Annotated in this window: 15 protein-coding genes and 1 tRNA gene; 4 read left to right on the top strand and 12 right to left on the bottom strand. The window is 37.1% G+C overall.

What is annotated here, in order from left to right; translation table 11 throughout:
• Window positions 1-334 precede the first annotated feature (334 nt).
• From ACPEEM_RS04025 to ACPEEM_RS04015, 3 genes are all read right to left on the bottom strand, one after another.
• Window positions 335-3145 carry a lactoferrin/transferrin family TonB-dependent receptor gene (locus ACPEEM_RS04025; protein WP_424403324.1) on the bottom strand — a complete coding sequence of 937 codons (2811 nt, stop codon included), beginning with the start codon at window positions 3143-3145 and terminating at the stop codon, window positions 335-337.
• Window positions 3146-3155: 10 nt separating this feature from the next.
• Window positions 3156-4934, bottom strand: a complete 1779-nt coding sequence (locus ACPEEM_RS04020; RefSeq protein ID WP_424407853.1) for a transferrin-binding protein-like solute binding protein — start codon at window positions 4932-4934, stop codon at window positions 3156-3158.
• Window positions 4935-5708: 774 nt separating this feature from the next.
• Window positions 5709-6332 carry a riboflavin synthase subunit alpha gene (locus ACPEEM_RS04015; RefSeq protein WP_424403320.1) on the bottom strand — a complete coding sequence of 208 codons (624 nt, stop codon included), beginning with the start codon at window positions 6330-6332 and terminating at the stop codon, window positions 5709-5711.
• Between the two features lie 57 nt (window positions 6333-6389).
• Here ACPEEM_RS04015 and ACPEEM_RS04010 point away from each other — a divergent pair, with 57 nt between their 5' ends.
• Both ACPEEM_RS04010 and ACPEEM_RS04005 read left to right on the top strand, forming a co-directional pair.
• Window positions 6390-7784, top strand: coding sequence for an MATE family efflux transporter (locus ACPEEM_RS04010; RefSeq protein WP_424407851.1), 1395 nt, complete (start codon window positions 6390-6392; stop codon window positions 7782-7784).
• Window positions 7784-8830: a Gfo/Idh/MocA family oxidoreductase gene (locus ACPEEM_RS04005; RefSeq protein WP_424407849.1), complete on the top strand. Its 1047-nt coding sequence runs from the start codon at window positions 7784-7786 to the stop codon at window positions 8828-8830. The genes ACPEEM_RS04010 and ACPEEM_RS04005 overlap by 1 nt, the downstream gene beginning before the upstream one ends.
• A gap of 130 nt (window positions 8831-8960) precedes the next feature.
• Here ACPEEM_RS04005 and pyk read toward each other — a convergent pair whose 3' ends face one another.
• Window positions 8961-10400, bottom strand: coding sequence for a pyruvate kinase (gene pyk / locus ACPEEM_RS04000; RefSeq protein WP_424403314.1), 1440 nt, complete (start codon window positions 10398-10400; stop codon window positions 8961-8963).
• Between the two features lie 242 nt (window positions 10401-10642).
• On the opposite strand from pyk, the gene ACPEEM_RS03995 reads away from it, so the two are divergent.
• Both ACPEEM_RS03995 and ACPEEM_RS03990 read left to right on the top strand, forming a co-directional pair.
• Window positions 10643-10719: transfer RNA gene (locus ACPEEM_RS03995), tRNA-Val, on the top strand.
• Between the two features lie 229 nt (window positions 10720-10948).
• On the top strand, window positions 10949-12196 hold the full coding sequence (locus ACPEEM_RS03990; RefSeq protein WP_424407847.1) for a tyrosine-type recombinase/integrase: 1248 nt from the start codon (window positions 10949-10951) through the stop codon (window positions 12194-12196).
• 37 nt (window positions 12197-12233) lie between these two features.
• On the opposite strand, the gene ACPEEM_RS03985 is transcribed toward ACPEEM_RS03990, so the two are convergent.
• The 8 genes from ACPEEM_RS03985 to ACPEEM_RS03950 all read right to left on the bottom strand — a co-directional run bounded on the left by ACPEEM_RS03985 (window position 12234) and on the right by ACPEEM_RS03950 (window position 19806).
• A complete protein-coding gene (locus tag ACPEEM_RS03985) occupies window positions 12234-13397 on the bottom strand; it encodes a hypothetical protein (protein ID WP_424407845.1) in 1164 nt (387 codons plus the stop codon).
• Entirely contained in the window at window positions 13367-13894 is a 528-nt protein-coding gene (locus ACPEEM_RS03980) for a tape measure protein (protein WP_424407843.1), read from the bottom strand. Before ACPEEM_RS03980 ends, ACPEEM_RS03985 begins: the two co-directional genes overlap by 31 nt.
• A 426-nt stretch (window positions 13895-14320) precedes the next feature.
• The gene (locus tag ACPEEM_RS03975) at window positions 14321-14677 is read right to left on the bottom strand and encodes a DUF2513 domain-containing protein (protein ID WP_046338375.1); all 357 of its coding nucleotides are present in this window, start codon (window positions 14675-14677) and stop codon (window positions 14321-14323) included.
• A gap of 54 nt (window positions 14678-14731) precedes the next feature.
• Window positions 14732-15451: a BRO-N domain-containing protein gene (locus tag ACPEEM_RS03970; protein ID WP_424407840.1), complete on the bottom strand. Its 720-nt coding sequence runs from the start codon at window positions 15449-15451 to the stop codon at window positions 14732-14734.
• Between the two features lie 299 nt (window positions 15452-15750).
• On the bottom strand, window positions 15751-17709 hold the full coding sequence (locus ACPEEM_RS03965; RefSeq protein WP_424407838.1) for an ATP-binding protein: 1959 nt from the start codon (window positions 17707-17709) through the stop codon (window positions 15751-15753).
• 778 nt (window positions 17710-18487) lie between these two features.
• The gene (locus ACPEEM_RS03960; protein ID WP_165544714.1) at window positions 18488-18661 is read right to left on the bottom strand and encodes a hypothetical protein; all 174 of its coding nucleotides are present in this window, start codon (window positions 18659-18661) and stop codon (window positions 18488-18490) included.
• 131 nt (window positions 18662-18792) lie between these two features.
• Complete coding sequence (locus tag ACPEEM_RS03955) at window positions 18793-19311, bottom strand: phage antirepressor N-terminal domain-containing protein (RefSeq protein ID WP_424403288.1); 519 nt, start codon at window positions 19309-19311, stop codon at window positions 18793-18795.
• Between the two features lie 267 nt (window positions 19312-19578).
• A complete protein-coding gene (locus ACPEEM_RS03950; RefSeq protein ID WP_424403286.1) occupies window positions 19579-19806 on the bottom strand; it encodes a phage tail assembly protein T in 228 nt (75 codons plus the stop codon).
• Window positions 19807-19840: the final 34 nt, after the last annotated feature.

Here is a 19840-nt window from a genome sequence, read left to right as displayed (position 1 = left end):
TATTTATCCTCTAGTCTACTTCTCTATTTTTTTCTTTCTTCCACCAGCTGCATGATGAAATACCAAAACGTTTAGCTAGGCAAATTATTTTCTTAGATGGGCAATCATTTCTCTAAGAGATGTCATGATTTTTTAATAACCTATGTTGACTATGTTGAATCAAGCCAGAATACCATTACAGTTCAATGATAACGATGGGGCATGTTGAAAGTACGGTTTACTTAAACGAATGGGTCGAAATAAAAAACCTCTAGACCATTGTCTAGAGGTTTATTTTTGATTGGAAACAAGAAGTTACCTTGCCTACTTAGCTTCCATCATCCATGTTAGGCACTTAGAACTTCAGCTCCATTGAAAAGGTAAAGTTACGACCTGGTGCCGCATAACGCTGATAATTTCCCACATTTTTATGTGCGTGTAATGAGTTAATGGAAGATTGGCGAACGGATTCCCACGTCACATAACGGGTATTAAAGACATTATAAACCCCCGCACGTAATGTTAAGAAATCTTTCACATTCACATAACCCACGAGATCATAAATACGCCAAGGTTTGGTGCGTTTTTTGGTGGATTTAAGATCATAAACCGCCTTACCATGCTCAACGGTTCCTAGTAGCTCATCGTTGCTTTTCCCTTTCGAATAGGTCATGGTGCCTAACACGCCCCATTTATCTTCTGGCTGATCATAGCCTAAACCAATAATATAGCGGGCTGGTTGTATGGAATCTAATAATGGACTACGGATATGCGTAAATCTCGGATTATTTTTCACTTTTTTCGGCTTAATTTGATTATAAGCGAAAGAGGTATAAATCCCTTCAGGCACCAAATCCACAATACCGTTCCAGTCAATTTTCGCCAAGACATTCATCCCCGTTAATTGAATTTCCTGTGTATTATGATAACCACGACTTCCAGCAGACCCTTTTTCCAAACGAGAAGCAATACTAATCATATTACTGTAATCATTTTTAAAGAAACTGGTTTCAAATGAACCAAAATCGCCACGGAAGTTAATACCGATCTCCTGATTGAAGGCTTTTTCAGGATCTAATTTACTGACGTATTGCACATCATCATCAACACCCTTTTGGAAGCCTGGAATACGATAACCAAATAATTCTTGGAAACTTGGTACCCTAAAACCCGTAGAAACACGATAAGAGAGCGACATATACTGGGTTGGCTTCACCACCAAACCTGCATTCCAAGACCAAGTGCGGTAATTTCCAGAGCCCGTCCAACTGTCTTGTGAATGCATTTTATGAATGTCATAACGTGTCCCCAGCCCCAAATCTACATATTTACCGATTGAGAAATGTTGGCGTAAGGCCGCAAACGTATTATGCCCTTTAATATGACGTGTAGAACAGTCGGAAAGTCCCGTCGGTTTCTCCCAATCACAATATTGTTCTGTGATAATGCGAGGGGATTTTTCATACACATGCACTTTGGCAGTTGAATCAGGTGGCTGAATCGTTTTTGAATCCCAATTTGGCTCAGAATATTCATGGAAATAATCACCGCGACTTAAAGAAGAACTAAACTTATTCAGCCCAGCCAGTAAACCAACATTCCATTTCACCATGCCCATTTTGATGGTTTTGTCTAAATTGAGCTTCACCATATTGTGCGTTTCTTGGTAAACATTTCGCTCGGATTGATAATATGACCAAGGTTTGTCAAGGGTTGCACGACAATGTTTATCTACCGTTGGATACTCTGCACAATGATGCAAGTGAACAAAGTTGTTTAAGGTAATTTTTTGTCTATCAAAAGAAAGTTGTGCATTATCCACCCAGCTGTCATGATTCGGATTGGTATAACGATACAAAATACCACGACGTACTTTGGTATGTAGCTCATCAATAAATTGTGTGCGTGACCAACGTAAGCCCATTGGGGCACGGGTGGTATTTGAATTATAAACGAAGGCACCATCTAGGAAATTATTGCTGTCATATATGCCAATCCCTGATTTCAGAATCCCTTTATTGGTTTCTTCAGGCAAGAAATAACGAGGTAAGCTCATATCCTGAATATCATAACGCTGTTTAGTATGTTCAAGGATACTCCCCACATAATGCTTAGGTGTGACATTGTAACCAACTCGTAATAACAAGGAATCTGTTTGATAATCCATTGGATTCGGTTTGATACGCCCGTTCCCCGTGTAATCATTCGCATTGATAATTTCTGTCGGATGCAGTTGAGAGTTGTAGGCAGCCTCTTCCCGAGCAGAAAAAGGCGGATCCGTTCTACGAGTAGTCGGCGTACCGCGTGTTAATTTTGCAATACGTCTAGGCTTACATTTTACAGATTGACTGCATTCGTCCGCCAAAAAGAACCAACCATTTTCAGCCTTTTTATCGACTGGAGTACCTGATTTAGCTGATAATTCAAATTCATGGTTATAAGCATACACTTTTTGAACAGGATATTGACGATTGCCCGCATCTTTATGAACTTCTAATTCTTTTCCTTTTCGATGGGTATAAATCGCTAATGCTTCAAAGCCATTTGATTGTCCAGCAAAGGCAATAGAATTGGTTAACTGATCATTTTTACCACTATAGGCTGTTTTCGTTTGCAACCCCCAATTACGCCCTGCTTTAATAATATCGCGAGCCTCTTTTGTGATAAATCCAACGGCACCGCCTAAAGATCCACTACCATATTCCGCAGAACTGGCACCTTTACTGATTTCAATTGCCCGAACATTTTCATATTCCACTTCATTGATTGCCCCACTGCCCCCTGATGAACGAAGCACTTCATAAGATTGAATTTGTGGCAATCCATCCACAACCAGAGCAACACGATTTCGATCCACCCCACGGATAGAATAACCCGCCGAGGCACCTCGTCCCTGTTCTACCACCGAAATACCAGGATCATAACGGGTTAAATCACGAATATTTAAAATTTGTTCTTTATTTAAGGTATCCGTATTTTTTACGACTTTCCCTAAACCTGTGACCTCATTTTCTTTACGGTGAATTTTCTTTTTCCCAGTTACCACCACATCATTCAATTGTTTGGTCGCATTGGCATCTTCTGCATAGGCTGACGGTAAGGCTAACGCCGATAAAAGAGAAATACTGATTAAATTTAATTTAAATTGACGCTGTTGAGAAAACATAGTTATTCCTTTATTGATTTTCTTGACGTTTTGCCCCAAAGACAACCCCGACTTTCTTCCCTTCATCTTGGAAAGCCCCCCCTAATTCTTCCGCAGCTTTACCGAAGAAACCGCCTTTTACGGGAATATCTGTTAGATGAATAGTATTACTATTCAAAGTGCTACCCGGATCAAGATTTAAGCCTTCCTGATGCGTTGATGCTTTTCCTGTAAATCCATTTCCCTCTATTTTCCCAGAAATAATAAAAGCAGGATTAACTCCATTTTCCGCCGTTAGATTTCCTTTGATCTCTTTTTTAGCAAAATCCACATCAAATTCTGCCTTACTTGCCCCTGTTTTATCACTTGCAGATGTTGCCCAAACAATTGGGTGATTAATTTTTCCTTCCCATGTCCCACGATATTTCACTTCACCAGCTGTGGTTGGTATTTTTGAGGTTGCAGTACGCTCACCCTGCAAAAACAATTCAACATGGGTAAATTGATCTTGTGTTTTTTCTGATAACAAGCCAAATTTTGTGTAGTCTAAATTGTGGCAACATACATTGACTTGGTACGTTTTATTTCCCTGAGTCACTTCTTTCGTCACTGTAAAATTGCTTGTATCATCCAATAATGAAATTTCTTGACCGTTAAGCAATAATTTACGGGCATCGCCAAAGTTATCTAGATCACGTGCCATAAATGTAGGATCTATTTTTATTGCATCCAGTAATTTTTCTGTTGCTTCATTTTCTTTGCTTTCTCGCTTCGCTGCAAAAACAGCAAACAACGATTTGTCATCCGTTAAAAATTTACCTGCAAGCTCTTCAGCATTAGGACCAAAAAATCCCCCTTCTAAGAAGCTAGAATCAGAGGAAAATAACTCATGTTTTTTGTTATTATCTTCGTTTTGTGCCATTGCTTTACCACTAAAACGGTTACCCGCAATATTGGCTTCTATGGCATAACGCTGAATCACTTTTTGATCTTTAGTTGCGAAATTTGGATTGCTATTTTTATAAAGCTGACCTTTTAAAGTTTTATTGGCGAAATCAACTTGAAAATGACTTGTATGCCCAATTTTATAATGTTTATCTTTATACGCTTCCTCGTTATCTAAGCGTCCATCATAAACATTATCATGAAACGAAGTGGCACCAGTATTTCTACCAGGTGCACCTTGCTTATTAAAACCTTCTGGATGTGCTCGACTTGATCTTGCATCACTCACAAAGTCCCATGTACCTTCATATTTTAATGGTGCTGTAGCAGTAGGGATTGAAGAAGAAGGATTAGATCCTAGATAATAAACATAACCCTTCGCCCCCACACCAAAACCTGTAATTTCATCTTTTTCATTACGAGTAATCTCGGTTTTATTTTCTACTAATACATAGCCTGATTTAACAAATTTCAAGTCTCGTTTTTGTAACTTCGTACCATTTGGATTGTGTGTATAAGCCACGGTACCTTCTTTCATCATTTCTTCTAAATAGGGAATTGCTCCATTTGGTTGTAGTGAAAGCGTTTGAATCTTTTCCAGCTTAATCTCCGCTGTAGGTGAGCCTAGCTTAGGGTGAGAATTACGGCGAGGAATAGCCATACCGTAGCCATACGCAGGTTTCATAATTCCTTCCGCTTGAGCTTTCTCACGAGGATCGGTTTTAATATCCCGAGAAGTGTGAGTGTTAATTTGTTTTTGGGGTGTTTGCACATCTTCCACATCAAAGTCGCCTTTTGTTCCAGCACAAGCGACAAGTGTAGAAGAAATCAAAAGAGCAAGACTACTTTTCACTAAAAACGTCATAGCATAATCCTTTTAATAATTTGATTTCAGTCAGACCCGTACAGGCTTGACTTTTTCAACAAAAGTCAAGAACCGCACGCAAAATAATATGCCCCCCGCATTCACGGGTGACATAATAACCTTTTTAGAAATAAAGTGATGCCAAGAGCCTGTTTATGATAAACGGAGAAAGAAAGGAATCTGCTGATTCTCAACGCAATAAATCGCACGCCTTTCTTGGCAAATTATGCATCATATGCACATTATCATCCTGAATAACATCGGCATTGAAAGTGGTCGTTTCCCTTTGCCTATGATATTGCCCTATGCTCTTTTGCTGATTGAAGCACACAAATCAAGGTATTTTTACATCTCTTCAAGTCAGGTTTAATGCCTCGTTGAACACCATGATTCATGCCATTATTGCGTGAGCAAACGATTGCTTTTACACTTGGAGCTGATAATAATTATCAAATATAATATAGAATTGAGAATCATTTGTAAATAACTCAGGCACTTACCTATAAAATTTGATGTAAAAATGTTCTTATTTAACAATGAAAAATGGGGGGAAATGAGGTCAAGCTTGTTGGGAAATCCCGAGGAAACAGGATGTTTTGAGAAAACAAAATTTGGAGGTGATACTTATCCAACCGTTGCTGGCTCTGAAAAGAGAAGAGAAAAGTGATAGGACAAAAGGCCGACACTGAAATCGGCGTGCAATATTCAGTGCCAAGCCTAAGGAAAGTATTCTTGATCGAGAATCAAAACTTTTTAGAAATGTACCGCACTTTTTTAAGCCTGATGTGGGTTTTTATGGGATAAATAACGTTCTACCGTATCTACAATCGCTTGAGTTTGTGGGTCAATTTCAATATTCACTTTATCCCCTTGGGCACGTTGACCAATTAAGGTGCGAGTTAAGGTTTCAGGAATTAAATTGACACAGAATTGCTGCCCTTTTACGTCACCAATCGTTAAGCTAATGCCGTCAATGGCGATGAAACCTTTAACGAGCACATATTTCATCACCGCCATATCGGGTAATTCGAACCAAATTTGACAGTTATTTTCACTGCGTAAAATCTGTTTCACTTCCGCCATGCAATATACATGACCAGATAAAATATGCCCGCCAATTTCACTTCCCATTTGCATGGCTCGTTCAATATTGACAAAATCCCCCGCTTTCAATTCCCCTAAATTGGTGATGCGTAAGGTTTCAGCCATTAAATCAAAGCTCACTAAATCACCATTTATCTCGGTAACGGTTAAACAAACACCATTATTTGCCACCGAAGCACCAATATCCAAACCTTTTAGCATTTCTTGTGGCATTTTTACGATCTGTGTTCTAAAATTGCTTTTCTCTATGATTGACACAATTTGTGCAGTGCCTTGAACAATACCTGTAAACATAGTCATCTCTCTTTTAAACAAAAAACCTCGCTATTATATAGCAAACTCGGACAATTTATGAAATTAAAGCATTTTAATACCTATCAGATTGAAGCCAAAAAGCTGATTTTGATAGCCCTTCCTATTTTATTTGCACAAATTGCACAAAATTCTATGGGGCTAGTGGATACCATTATGGCAGGGCGTGTTAGCTCTGCAGATATGGCCGCCATTTCTGTCGGTGCCTCAATTTGGTTTCCTCTGGTGTTATTTGGACATGGTTTACTTCTAGCCCTTCCCCCAACCATTTCTTACCTGAATGGCTCAGGGAAACGGGAACAAATTGCACATCAAGTCCGACAAGGGCTTTGGATCGTGATTTTTATTAGCATTCCATTGGGTTTATTAATTTATTACAGTCATTTAGTCTTTGATTTGATGGATGTGGAAGATCATCTTAAAGACATTACGATGGGGTATTTACACGCCATGATTTGGGGAATCCCTGCCTATTTATTCATGATCAATTTTCGCTGCCTAAATGATGGAATTGCCAAAACAAAACCGGCTATGGTGATTACCTTTTTAGGATTAGCATTGAATATCCCACTAAACTTTATTTTTATTTACGGCAAACTGGGGGTCCCCGCCTTTGGGGCAGTTGGTTGTGGTATTGCCACGGCGATTGTCAATTGGTTTATGTGTATTTTGATGGTGATTTACTGTGCCAAAGCCCGTAATCAACGAGATTTAAAAGTCTTTAGCCAACTTCTGGAAAAACCCAATTTCTCTACCTTAAAAAAATTACTCAACCTTGGTTTTCCAATTGCGGTGGCACTATTTTGTGAAGTGGCACTGTTCGCCTTAACCGCCTTATTATTATCACCATTAGGCACACAAATTGTTGCAAGCCATCAAATTGCCTTAAATACGAGTTCTTTTATTTTTATGTTACCGATGTCTTTAGGCATGGCCACCACCATTCTTGTGGGACAACGTTTAGGCGAAGGTTATGCGGATAAAGCGAAAAAAGTGTCCTATATTGCCATTATGGTCGGATTATCTATCGCCGTGTTGACAGCATTAACAACCGTTCTCATGCGTACAGAAATCGCTGAACTCTTTGTTAAAGACAAAGACGTGATTGCTATGGCTGGATCGCTACTCTTATTAGCAGCCTTGTATCAATTTTCTGATACCATTCAAGTGGTGGCGGGTGGGGCTTTACGTGGCTATAAAGACACAAAAGCAATTTTATATATCACCTTATTTTGTTATTGGGTTGTGGGCATGCCGATGGGGTATACCTTAGCTCGCACGGATTTTATTGTGCCAGCTTTAGGGGCGGAAGGCTTCTGGATTGGCTTCGTGGTGAGTTTGACAATTGCGGCAGCATTGCTCATGTTCAGATTGTACAAAATTCAAGCTCAACCTGATCAGGTTTTATTTGCTAATTTAGAGAGAATCAAATAATGCAAAACGTGATTTCTGTGGGTATCGCAGGCTTTGGCATGTCGGCTAAAACCTTTCATTTTCCTTTTTTACATCTTGACCCACGTTTTCAGATTAAAAAAGTCTTTGAACGTCAGAGTGAAAAGGCAAAACAGCATTATGCTTATGTTGAGGTTGTTCATCAATTCGAACAACTGCTCACCGATGAAATTGATTTAGTGATCATCACCACCCCGAACCAAACCCATTATACTTTGGCTAAACAAGCCATTTTAGCGGGGAAACATGTGATTGTCGAAAAGCCGATGGCGATTTATCCCGAACAGGTACAAGAGCTTGACGAATTGGCGAAAAACAATCATGTGACGTTGTCAGTTTATCAAAATCGACGTTGGGATAATGGGGCATTAACAGTCAAAAAATTGATTGAAACGGATCAGTTAGGGGGAATTGTTGAATATGAAATGCGTTTTGAACGCTATGCCCCTCATAAAAACCCGAAAGCGTGGAAAGAAACAGGTGAATTTGGGACGGGGTTGGTTTATGACTTGGGCGTGCATTTAATCGATCATGTTGTTGATTTATTCGGGCTTCCCACCGCACTTTATGCCGATGTGTTAAAACAAAATCCTCATAGCGGCGGTGATGATCATTTTCGTATCACGTTTTACTACAACACAAAAAAAGTGATTCTATCTGCCACCAAATGTGCTCGAGAACCTGCACCTTATATTATGTTGCATGGGAAAAAAGGCTCTTACATTCAAAAGCAATTTGATAACCAAGAGGCATTGTTGATTCAAGGTATTGCCCCCCAACATGATTGGAATAAAGTCAAGGAAGAAGATTGGGGTATTTTACATACCGAAGCTGATGGCAATGTCATTCGCCAAACTATTGAGCCTGAACGTGGGCATTATCAAGCCTATTACGACAACATTTACCAAGTTCTTACTCAACATGCTCCCCTTTTGGTGACGGCTCAGCAAGCTTACCATGTTTTAAAGCTCATTAAGTTAGTGTATCAAAGTGCAAAAAGTGGACAGAAAATCACAGTAAGCTTATAAAACGCACTTAAAAGTGCGGTACTTTTCAAAAAAGTTTTAAACTCACTCAATTGGTTACCGATTCACGCTCAAATAAAAACGGTGGAAAATATTTCTCTTCCACCGTTTTTTATTTTATTTCAATAATGAATTACTCAACCACAAGCGTACGGCAAGTATTTGAACCAGTGCCTAATAATTCATCACCTTGTGTTAATAACACTAAATCACCAGAAACTAAGAAACCTTTTTCTTTCAGTAATTGAATGGCTAATGCAGCACTTTTTGAATTACGGCTGATTTCATCAAAGTAAATTGGTGTAACACCACGATATAATGCACATAAATTCAATGCCTCTTGATTACGTGATAACGCAAAAATTGGCAAGCCAGAACTAATACGAGACATTAATAATGCTGTACGACCTGTGTGTGTCATTGCAATAATTGCAGCCACACCTTTCATGTGGTTTGCTGCATACATTGCAGACATTGCCACGGACTCTTCAATAGATTCAAATTGAACGTCCATACGGTGACGAGAAACGTTGACACTTGGCATTTTTTCAGCACCTAAACATACTTTTGCCATCGTAGCCACGGTTTCTGAAGGATATTGACCTGCTGCGGTTTCTGCTGAAAGCATCACGGCATCGGTACCATCTAACACGGCGTTTGCCACGTCCATCACTTCCGCACGAGTTGGCATTGGATTGCTGATCATCGATTCCATCATTTGTGTTGCAGTAATCACAACACGATTTAATTTACGTGCACGACGAATTAATTTCTTCTGTACACCCACTAATTCAGGATCACCAATTTCCACACCTAAGTCACCACGTGCAACCATGATAACATCTGATGCTAAAATGATATCATCCATGGCTTCTGTTGTTGCAACAGTTTCTGCACGTTCAACTTTTGCTACAATTTTAGTTTTTAAGCCAGCCGCTTCAGCTAATTCACGAGCGTAATTTAAATCAGCACTTGAACGAGGGAAAGATACAGCGAGATAATCCACACCGATTTTAGCGGCTAATAAAATATCATTTTTATCTTTTTCAGTTAATGCGTCGGCTGATAGACCACCACCTAACTTATTGATGCCTTTATTATTGGATAATGGGCCACCTACAGTCACTTCTGTAAAGACTTTTGCCCCTTCTGTCGATAAAACTTTCAACTGAACTCGACCATCATCTAATAATAAAATATCACCAGGCACAACATCTTGAGGTAATGTTTTATAGTCTAAGCCCACACTTTCTTGTGAACCTTCACCTTTTGGTAATTCTGCATCAAGAACAAATTTATCACCAATATTTAAGAAGATTTTTCCATCTTTAAATGTAGACACGCGGATTTTAGGACCTTGTAAATCACCTAAAATAGCGACGGTTTTACCTAATTTTTTTGCGATTTCGCGAACACGCTCAGCACGACCCATATGATCTTCAGGTGTACCATGAGAAAAATTCATACGTACAACATTAGCACCCGCTGCAATAATTTTTTCTAAATTATTACCACGATCTGTAGATGGCCCCATCGTACATACAATTTTTGTTCTTCTTAGTCTTCTAGACATTACCTACTCCGTAAAATGATTGATTAAAATATTGTTCATGAGTTATTTAACAGCAACCCACTTTCAAGAAAAAACTGAATGCATTATACGCCTAAAATGAAATTAGATCGAGATCACATATTTGAAAATACCTATTTTAGTTAAGGGAAAGTGTTTATTTTTTTAACAGTCAAAACATGAAATGAAAAAAAGGCTTGTTTTATCAAAAAAAACCTTATATTATTTGCCCCGCATTACGGAATGCGACTATAGCTCAGTTGGTTAGAGCACCACCTTGACATGGTGGGGGTCACTGGTTCGAGTCCAGCTAGTCGCACCATTCCACTTTCCAAACCTATCCAAAACAGTCCAAAATCCCCAATAAATCTATAAATCACACACAAATTTTTCCAAAATAATCCAAAACATTCCAATCCTATCCAACAATTTTGGTATTATATTTGGTATTACGTTTTTAAAAATTTGGTATTACACTGCCCTAAAAATGGGATTTTTGAAATGTAATACCAAAATTTTTGGAAAACGTAATACTAAAATAGGGGAAAGATATGGCAAAAACAGTTAAACCACTCACTGTCACAGAGATAAATAATGCTAAAGCAAAAGAAAAAGACTACTATCTATCCGATGGACATGGATTACTTCTTTTCATAAGAAAAAGTAGTTCAAAAAAAATCTGGCGTTTCCAATATTACAAGCCTTTTTCTAAAAAGAGAACCATTATAAGTTTAGGTGGTTATCCAGAATTATCTTTAGCTTCTGCTAGACAAAAACGTGATGAATACCGTTCTTTACTTGCTCAAGATATAGATCCACAAGATCATATTTTTGATGAGTCTCAGAAAAAATTACAAGAAAAAGAATTTACACTGACTGCAATAGCAAAGAGTTGGCTTAAACTCAGAGAGAATGAAGTTAAAGCAAGAAAACTAAAACAAGATACTTATGATGATATAAAAGATAGGTTACAACGTCATTTATTAGATGTAGTTGGCCACTACTCTATCTACGACATATCTGCACCGCTGATGATTTCTAAATTACGTAACTTAGAAAAGGAAGGCAAATTAGACACTCTGCATAGAATCATTGGTTATCTAAACAATATTATGGTTCACGCAGTCAATAGCTCAATTATACTAAGCAATCCAACGGCTGATATTGGGAAAGTATTTATTAAACCAATTCATGATAATAATCCATCCATTCTTTTTAATGAGCTACCAGAATTCTTCGAAACACTAAGAAACTCAAAAATAACATTAGAAACACGGTGTGCCATTGAACTTACTCTACTCACCGCAATGAGGGTCGGTTCAATAGTTCAGATGGAATGGAGTGAAATAGATTGGGAAAACTCGGTATGGGAAGTGCCAAAACATAAAATGAAAGGAAGAATCGGGAAAGTACAAGACTTTATTTGTCCATTATCAAAGCAGTCCCTTGCTATACTTAAAACAATGAAGAAAATTAGTGGACATAGACAATATGTTTTTCCAAGTGTACAAAATGTTCACGAACATATGAGTAGAGATACGCCAAATAAAGCAATTAAGCGTATCGGGTATCAAAACAAACTCACTGCACATGGATTGCGTTCTATTTTTAGCACGGAAATGAACGAAAGAGAATTCAATAGTGATATTATTGAAGTATGTTTGGCACACTTTGAATACTCAACTGTACGTGGAACATATAACAAAGCAAAATATCTCACACAGAGAAAAGAATATATGCAGACTTGGGCAGATCTTGTTGAAGAAAAAGCTTGTGGAAATGCTGTATTTAGTGAATAAGTCCTTTGTTCATAAAAGGGCTGAATAGCCCTTTTTATTACTCAATCCAATCTGTGGCTTTACGCCCTTTTTCAACTTTCCATCTTTCGTGGTATAACTTAAACTGATCACCGCTACCCACAGTTGCACCCACTTGCGATACATAAATACCCGCCATACGTGTGCCACGTTGCGTAACAGACACTCTCGTCCACTGGTTAGGTTGTAGCACAAGTACGCTTGAGTTATCTAGTCTAATACTACATTGATGTGTAGGATTGAAATATGCTGAAATAGTGAGTTCTTGTTGTGTTAGATCTTCAGCAAAGTAAGTACCGTTATTCAATAATTCACTGAATGTACTGATTTCATACTTACCTTTAGATGTACCACTGATCCATTGCCCCTTACCATCTTTACCGCTTTCAAGAGGATACAGTTCGCTGTTATTACTTCTGAACGCACTAAAATATTTACTATTCAATAAATAGTTTTTACCTATTACAGGGTTAGGGGTGTTAAATCTTTTCTCTAGGGCTTTAAGACGAATATCAATATCCGAAAGTAGGTCAGATAACGGTTTGGTAAAATCACCCACAGACGGGCTGTACAGTGAGCCTGTTTCGCCGTATTCCAACTTAACATTCCTAATAGTAATAATTCTTCCTGTGTTGTATGTACCGAAAAATTCAATTGTAGCGTTAGGGTTATCAGGGGTTGAGTCATGTGGGCGAGGTGTAACTGTAATAGACTTTCTTTCCCATTTATTAGCTTGTGATAAATTGACTTGCTGATAAAATTTAACACCACTTTGGTTGCTACTGTACACAGTAACATCTCCCGCCACAGCAACTTTAATATCAAACGATAGAGTAACCGTTTTATTTAATATCAATTTCTTTAATTCAGGCGAACGTCTAAAAACAATATATTCATTTAAAGCGGTTACTTCCTTTTCAGAATCATCTAATAAATTAAGCCCTCCGCTACCTCCAATTTTACCTTTCAAATCTTCTATAGATTGGTTTATAGGGTTTAACGCACTTCTAATAGTTTCATTAGTGGCTAGCTGTCCGATCCATTCCTGTTCAGACCCTTGATAACCATGCTGAACTGCGATTTCATAAGCACTTTTACCCGTATCGCCTTGATCGCCGTTGCTTCCTTTCAAGTCCACAGGCTCAGGATTGTCTAATCCTTTGTCGTTCGTGAAAGTGAGCATAGTGCCTTGAATATGTGGGGTGAACGTTGCTCCATCATCACCACGATCACTTTCGATACTGTTTTTGTTAATTCAGCCACTTCTGCTTGACTGATTTTTAAAACATCCGCATTTTTCGCAAAGCGTTGATAGACTTCACTAGTCGCACCGACAGCTTGATTTGTGCGAAGTGAAATATCAAAAACAGCCTGTGTTGCGGCAGAAAGTTGCGTACTGTTTTCAGTTACTAAACGTAACCGGTTAGAAAGATTTGTATTTGCTTCAGCATATCTAATGGCTTGCTGAGCCGCCGAACTAAGTAAATTTGCAATATCTCCTCGAAATTGCCACTTAGTCACATTGTTAATTGATTGAGCTGCTTTCTCTATATTGTTTAAATATTGTGTGGTCCTTTCTGAGAATTGTTTTGCTTTTTTCTGGGCTTTTTCTAAATTACTTTGAAATTTTACTTGATCCAATGCAAGCTGAATATTTAAATATCCTAAAGAACCCGACATGATTTTCTCCCATAAAAAAAGCCCAGCATTTGCTGAGCTTTTCACTAATATTTTTTTGTTTAATTTATTTCCAGTTTTTTACTACAAAATCAAATAAAAATTTAAAGAGGATAGATCTATTTAATAATGACGTATTTAACTTGATTTTGTTTATCTTCTTCTCGTTTCATTTCTTCAAGCTCTCTCTCGATCTTTTTATTGATAACATAAAAGGTGATTACCGTAGCGAACACTAAAAAACATAAGCCCCCAATAATATGATACCAATACAGGTTATTTAGAACAAAAAACAGCACGAAGAATAATGGGATAAGGAAAAATCCTGCTACAATGCAGACCTCCTTAAATAAAAAACGCCACATTCCCATATTTCACCTCCTTATTTACCTTCAAACATAACAAAAATAGTCTATTTTTTCAACACGCCTATTTAAGTAAAGAAGCAATAATAGACGTACCTGCGACTTTAATAGCTTCAAAAGACAGATCGACGCCTTTTTTCATTAAGACTGCTTTAATTTTATTCCATGCTGTATCACTACGGATTTTGTCTAAAAATTCATGACCTTGCCATGTTAAACACTGTGCAACAAAATCAACTTTACCAATTTTAGAAACATCTTTAGATTCAATTAATCCTGCCTCTCCTAATAGTTTATAATGATATACCACTATTTCTCGGTCATATCCCTCTATATCCGATCCATATAACCAACTTTTAGGGGTATTTTGTTCCTCTAATTGAACCAAAATCTTACGAATCAATTCCCAATCTCTTTTCATTGTTACTCCTTTTTCAACCGCACTATAAAAAGTGCGGTCGGTTTTTCAGTAGTTTTAACGTAAGTAATGAACTAGTTTATTTTCTGTATGATTTTGTAGATGTGGATTGGAAAAGATGAAATCCTCAATCTCTTTTTTCCATACTTTATTCTTCATTTGCACTAGATTTTTCATGATGATTTTCTCTGAACTTTGTGCAAGATTGTAACTGGCAACACCGAGATTAAATGCAGTTTTATAGTTTCTGTGGCTTTCAAGCTCTGAAAACAAATCCATCATTTTTTCCCACTCAAATGTAGATTCATTTAATTTAGCTATTGCTTTTGCGACAACATAAAATGCTTCTTCATCGAGTAAAATTCCACGTATTTTGGGTTCAGGTAAAGCAAGTTGTTGTGGTTGAACTTCATATTTTCCTGTTTTTCTGATTTGGGGTAGGACTTCTGCTGTTACCCATTTTCTGAAACGGTGTGGAACAGATCCTTTTTTCACTGCATCACGGCAGCGTAAGATCAATGTGTACATTCCGCTTTCATTGACAATTCCAACAGATTGAACTTGATTTCCTATACCGTCGGTTAAACCGACAGTATCTTTTAAATTCAAAATTTGATACTCATCTTCATCTAGTTTGCTAATGGCATCACGAGAATTTGCAATATTTAAAGCCGAGCAAATATCCACAGATAAAAACCAAGGTTCACCATTGATTACTAAAGTACGGATTGCTGCATTTTCAAAGTTGAAGGCTGAAAGTTGGGTTGATTGAGACATAGTCTGCTCCTGTTTGATTTTCTGAAATTTAATTTCCCTAATAAATAGGGTGCCGAGAGGTTCAGAAACCGCAAACAGACGGTCGGGAATATTCCCCTTTCGGGTATTGTATTATCCGCCCTCTCGACGTTGACTCTTTCCAGATCCTTTTCTAAGGACGGAAAAAGGAACTGCAAAATTTAGACATAAAAAAACCGCTTGTCTGACGGGTGCGGATTGCCGCTGTTTGTGTAGGTTCTGACGCCTATGGTTAGATAATAAATAAAAACCCTATTGGAAGTCAATAGGGCTTTTAATTATCAAGAATATGTTTTCGGTAAATATTCGTTGTGTTTCTCTCTTAAGTAATCATCAACACTATTATGATCAACGTTATAAGATAATTGTTCTTTGTAAAAATCTAATCTTGCCCTTGCATTATTAATAATTTCAGCCCAAGTCATCACAATAACTTCTACATTGTACTCTACATCGTCTGATACCACACCTTTACGCTTTCCTCGTTGATTGGATTCTCGTTTTGCGAATTGGTCAAGCTCATTTGAAACTGCTATAAATGTCCACTTTGTTTTACTATGATCGAATCGTTCATCAGATGACACTGCGTAAGCATAGTTTTTAATTTGAGTAATTACTTCAGAATTAATTTTCTGACTTGGACGCTTTAATTCTACAACTAAATATTCTTTATAACCTTGGCTAGGCTTTCTTGCTTTATGAAAAAATAAATCAACTCTTCCTTTTTTACCATCAGAAAGGAATACTGGTTTATCTGCATCAAAACTATCTTTATCATAATAATCTAAATGTTTTGCATGAATCTTTAAAACATCATTTAACGTATTTTCACTACCAGAAAAATTAAAATCTTCCATAAAAACCCAAGTTTCATTTTCTAAGATTTTATGTAGCTGATCTCTTTCCAAAAGAGCTTTTTTATTCTCTTTATCAAAAAGAAGATTTTCTAATCCTTTCAAAAAATTAAGTCTATCTGCAACTATCTTTGAAGAACGGATTATAGATGTTAGGGATGTATTCTCTAATAATTTAGAAAACATTTCCTTCTCGTTATCATTCAATTTCAATACCTCTTCCAGAATTCTTTGCATTGATGCTGGATTCTCTTTTATTGCATTAGATAGCAATTGGAATGTTAATTTCTTTGATTCAATAGAGCTAGCTCTAAATCTAGGTAGGTTATCCTCAACCTTAACAGCGACCATATCAAAAAGATTCTTTTCAATCTCTTCAATAGGCGTGTATTGTGATGCTGTATATGGATAAATATTCAAATCGATCCAATTAGTTATTCTTTGTGAATTTTCTTTTTCTTTCTGTTCTTTGAGATACTCATTTAATTTTGTTATTGCTTCCGTAATAAGTTTTCTCGCATTTTCATCCATATCAACAATGCTCAAATTATCACTTTCATTTAAGCTGTTAATAATCTCTCCACATAAATAGACAGTATAGTTATATCCTTGCTTTCTAATTCTATTTTTAGTGTCATAATCACAAATAAAGGAATAATTCTCTTTGCATAGATAAAAATCCGAAACATCTTTCTTATCCCAAAGAATAATTTTCATTTTCCCATGAATATCAGAATCTTCACCTAAAATAATTTCAGTTTCAGTGGTAATTAATTCTCTAGGGTCTAGAAGAGTTCCATTTACAAAAATCTGGATACCTGAATATTGGCAAAGATAACCTGCAAATATGTAAGTTAATTTACTAATAAGACTCTCTGTTTTTAATGCTTGAACTTTATCATCAATTTCATTAATTGTTACTAAAGTACCATGGCTATCAAGCTTACTTTCTGCATCTTCGTTTATATCCACTTCATTTAATGAATCACGAAGAGCTGAGATATGAATATGCTTAGTCTTTTGTTGATCATCTAGATAAGTACTATCCCAAAGAACGCTCCTACCTAAGGAAAACGCTTTAAATCTACCTTCTCCTTTCTGTCCATGCAAATAACGACCACCAGACGTTGTTCTTTCTCTATTCTTCCATGAACCACCAAGAGTAGAGAAAGAATCATTGCCTCTATCCAAACTAATCCCTGTTCCGTTATCTTTGATAGTTATTTTATCTATTTTTCCCAAATTACCTTCATGCAACACTACATAAATAACGCTAGCATCAGCATCTAAACTATTCCATACTAACTCAGCTATAGCTAGATGAGGTGCAATACTTGCAACCCGTTGCAGATGGTCTGCTTTAATAGAAACTGTTTTTCGTGCCATTCTATAGCTCTCCCAGCAATGAATTTTCGTAATATTTTAGTAAATTATATTTGATTAGTTATAGCTTATCCATTCTTTATATTTCTAAGCCATCTATACGATGTTTAACATTTAAATCTCTAAATATAAAAAGCCCCTCTAGGTTAAGGGGCTTTACTGGTTATTGGGGTAACAATCTCGGTCTTCGCCACGGACCTAAGCTAATTCGGAAGATATTTTCTTTGTCTTTCTCAATTTTTTGTTCTTCCACTGCGGGATTAAATTGTCCGCTACATAATCCACGACCATAAGGGTCGCCAACAACTGCAAATTTATACGCACCTTCTGGAATATAAAAGTCTGCTTTTTCTTCAGGATCAAACCGACCAATCAGAGTTTGCCGTAATGTTACGCCTAAATAGCAGCCACCACCTTGAAACCCAGCATCACGAATAATTGTAACTTTAGCATAATTTGGATTGTAATCTCCATAAGCTAATATTCTATCTGGTGGAACTTGTTTCGCCTTTTGAATAACAACAGGTGAAGTAGCACAAGCACTAATAAATAAAGAACAAAATGCGATAGTTAATAGTTTTTTTCATTAATACTCCCTAGTTTGTAAAAGTATGTAAATTATACAAAACTGGAGAATGTTTTTCTGTGATTTGTATCTAAAAATTAAATAAAAAACTAATCCCAAAGCTCGCTGCACCAATAGCAAAACCAAGTGCTGCAATAATTGCCGCTGTTGCTAGCATTTTCCCGACTGTATTTGCACTTTCTGTACTCATTATTCTTACCACCAGCGAATTGCATTGATAAATGGTGTTGAAAATGCGAGAGCTATACCTAATGCGATAACAGCGATCGCAAAAGCAATGGCAACTCTCATTACTGGACTTGTATTCGCTTCCATTTCTAACCCCTCTTTTAAGTGGATTTTTAATTTAGTTTTGCTATAATTTCTCAAAATTTATTCCTTTTAAATCGTGCTTAACTGGAATGAAAAACCCCGAACACTGCGAATGTTTGGGGTTTGTTTTTTGGAGTATGCTTCAAATATTGGTAATAACAAAAAGGCATGGTTGTTATGACCATGCCTTAGATTTCTAGGAATAAATCCATTTGCTGAATCACTGCAAACTCTCGCTCAAGTTCAGCCTTTTCTTTTTTGCATTCGTTTAACGCCTTTCCTTTTTGGCTAGATCGCATTTTGTAATCTGCCATTTTAGCTCGCCAAGCCTCTGTTTTATTCTTCACTTCATCTCGACAAGCAATACCTGTTGTCCAATAATCCCATAAAGCAAGGAAACATTCTTCTTGGTAGTTTTCCAATCGTTCTTTTAAATCTGAACGTACTTTGTTTGGGTTGATTGAGAACAGCCAGCCGTTGAGTTTCTTGATGGGCATGCACAACATTTCGTATTGTTTACCATCTTTTCCAGTTGTAGGCATATGTACACAACTGAATTTTTCCTTTTGTTTATTGAGTTTCTGAGCTTGTCTAGCCCATTCCAACCCAATCCCTAACACAACCTCACGCATAGCCACATAAGCCACGCCGTTGTTATCAATTAACGTAATTTCTTGACCTAAAAAATCAGTTTTTAATGCTTGCATAAAGATGCTCCTGTTAAATTTTGAGTAATAAAAAACCCCGACCATTTCTGATCAGGGTTGTTTGTTGCCCACAACGTTCCTACCTTTCGGCTTGGCATCTACCAATTTAAAGATGTTTAAGGAATTTTAGACATAAAAAAAGCCAAAAAGTAAAATACATTACAATTTGGCTATTATGGGAAATCTTATTGCAAAAATAATAAACAGTCAATTTTTAATACTCCCCAAAAAATATTAACTTTATTTTCTTTCGGGATGATGATTCTTTTATCGATTCGCCAAAAACTCTGCACTTCCGTCATCTTCCAATTCTTCTGTTTTCTGCTCTTTATAAAACGGCATAAAGTCGGTTAATTCCATTGGTTTTGATTTTGGATCACGATTAATCATTGCGAGTAAATACGATATTTGAGCTGTGCGATAGTCTTCACGCCACAATCCAAACGGCTGTTCATTGTAGAATTGTTGGTATTCTTCCAAGTGCCGTTCTGGCATTTGTTCGATTTCTGATAAGGTTTTGCCCAACGCA

Origin of the sequence: Pasteurella pantherarum (assembly GCF_049670885.1) — a bacterium.
GTDB lineage: Bacteria > Pseudomonadota > Gammaproteobacteria > Enterobacterales > Pasteurellaceae > Pasteurella.
The sequence above is the reverse complement of the archived record's forward strand: the minus strand, read 5'-3'. Positions and strand labels throughout refer to the sequence as shown.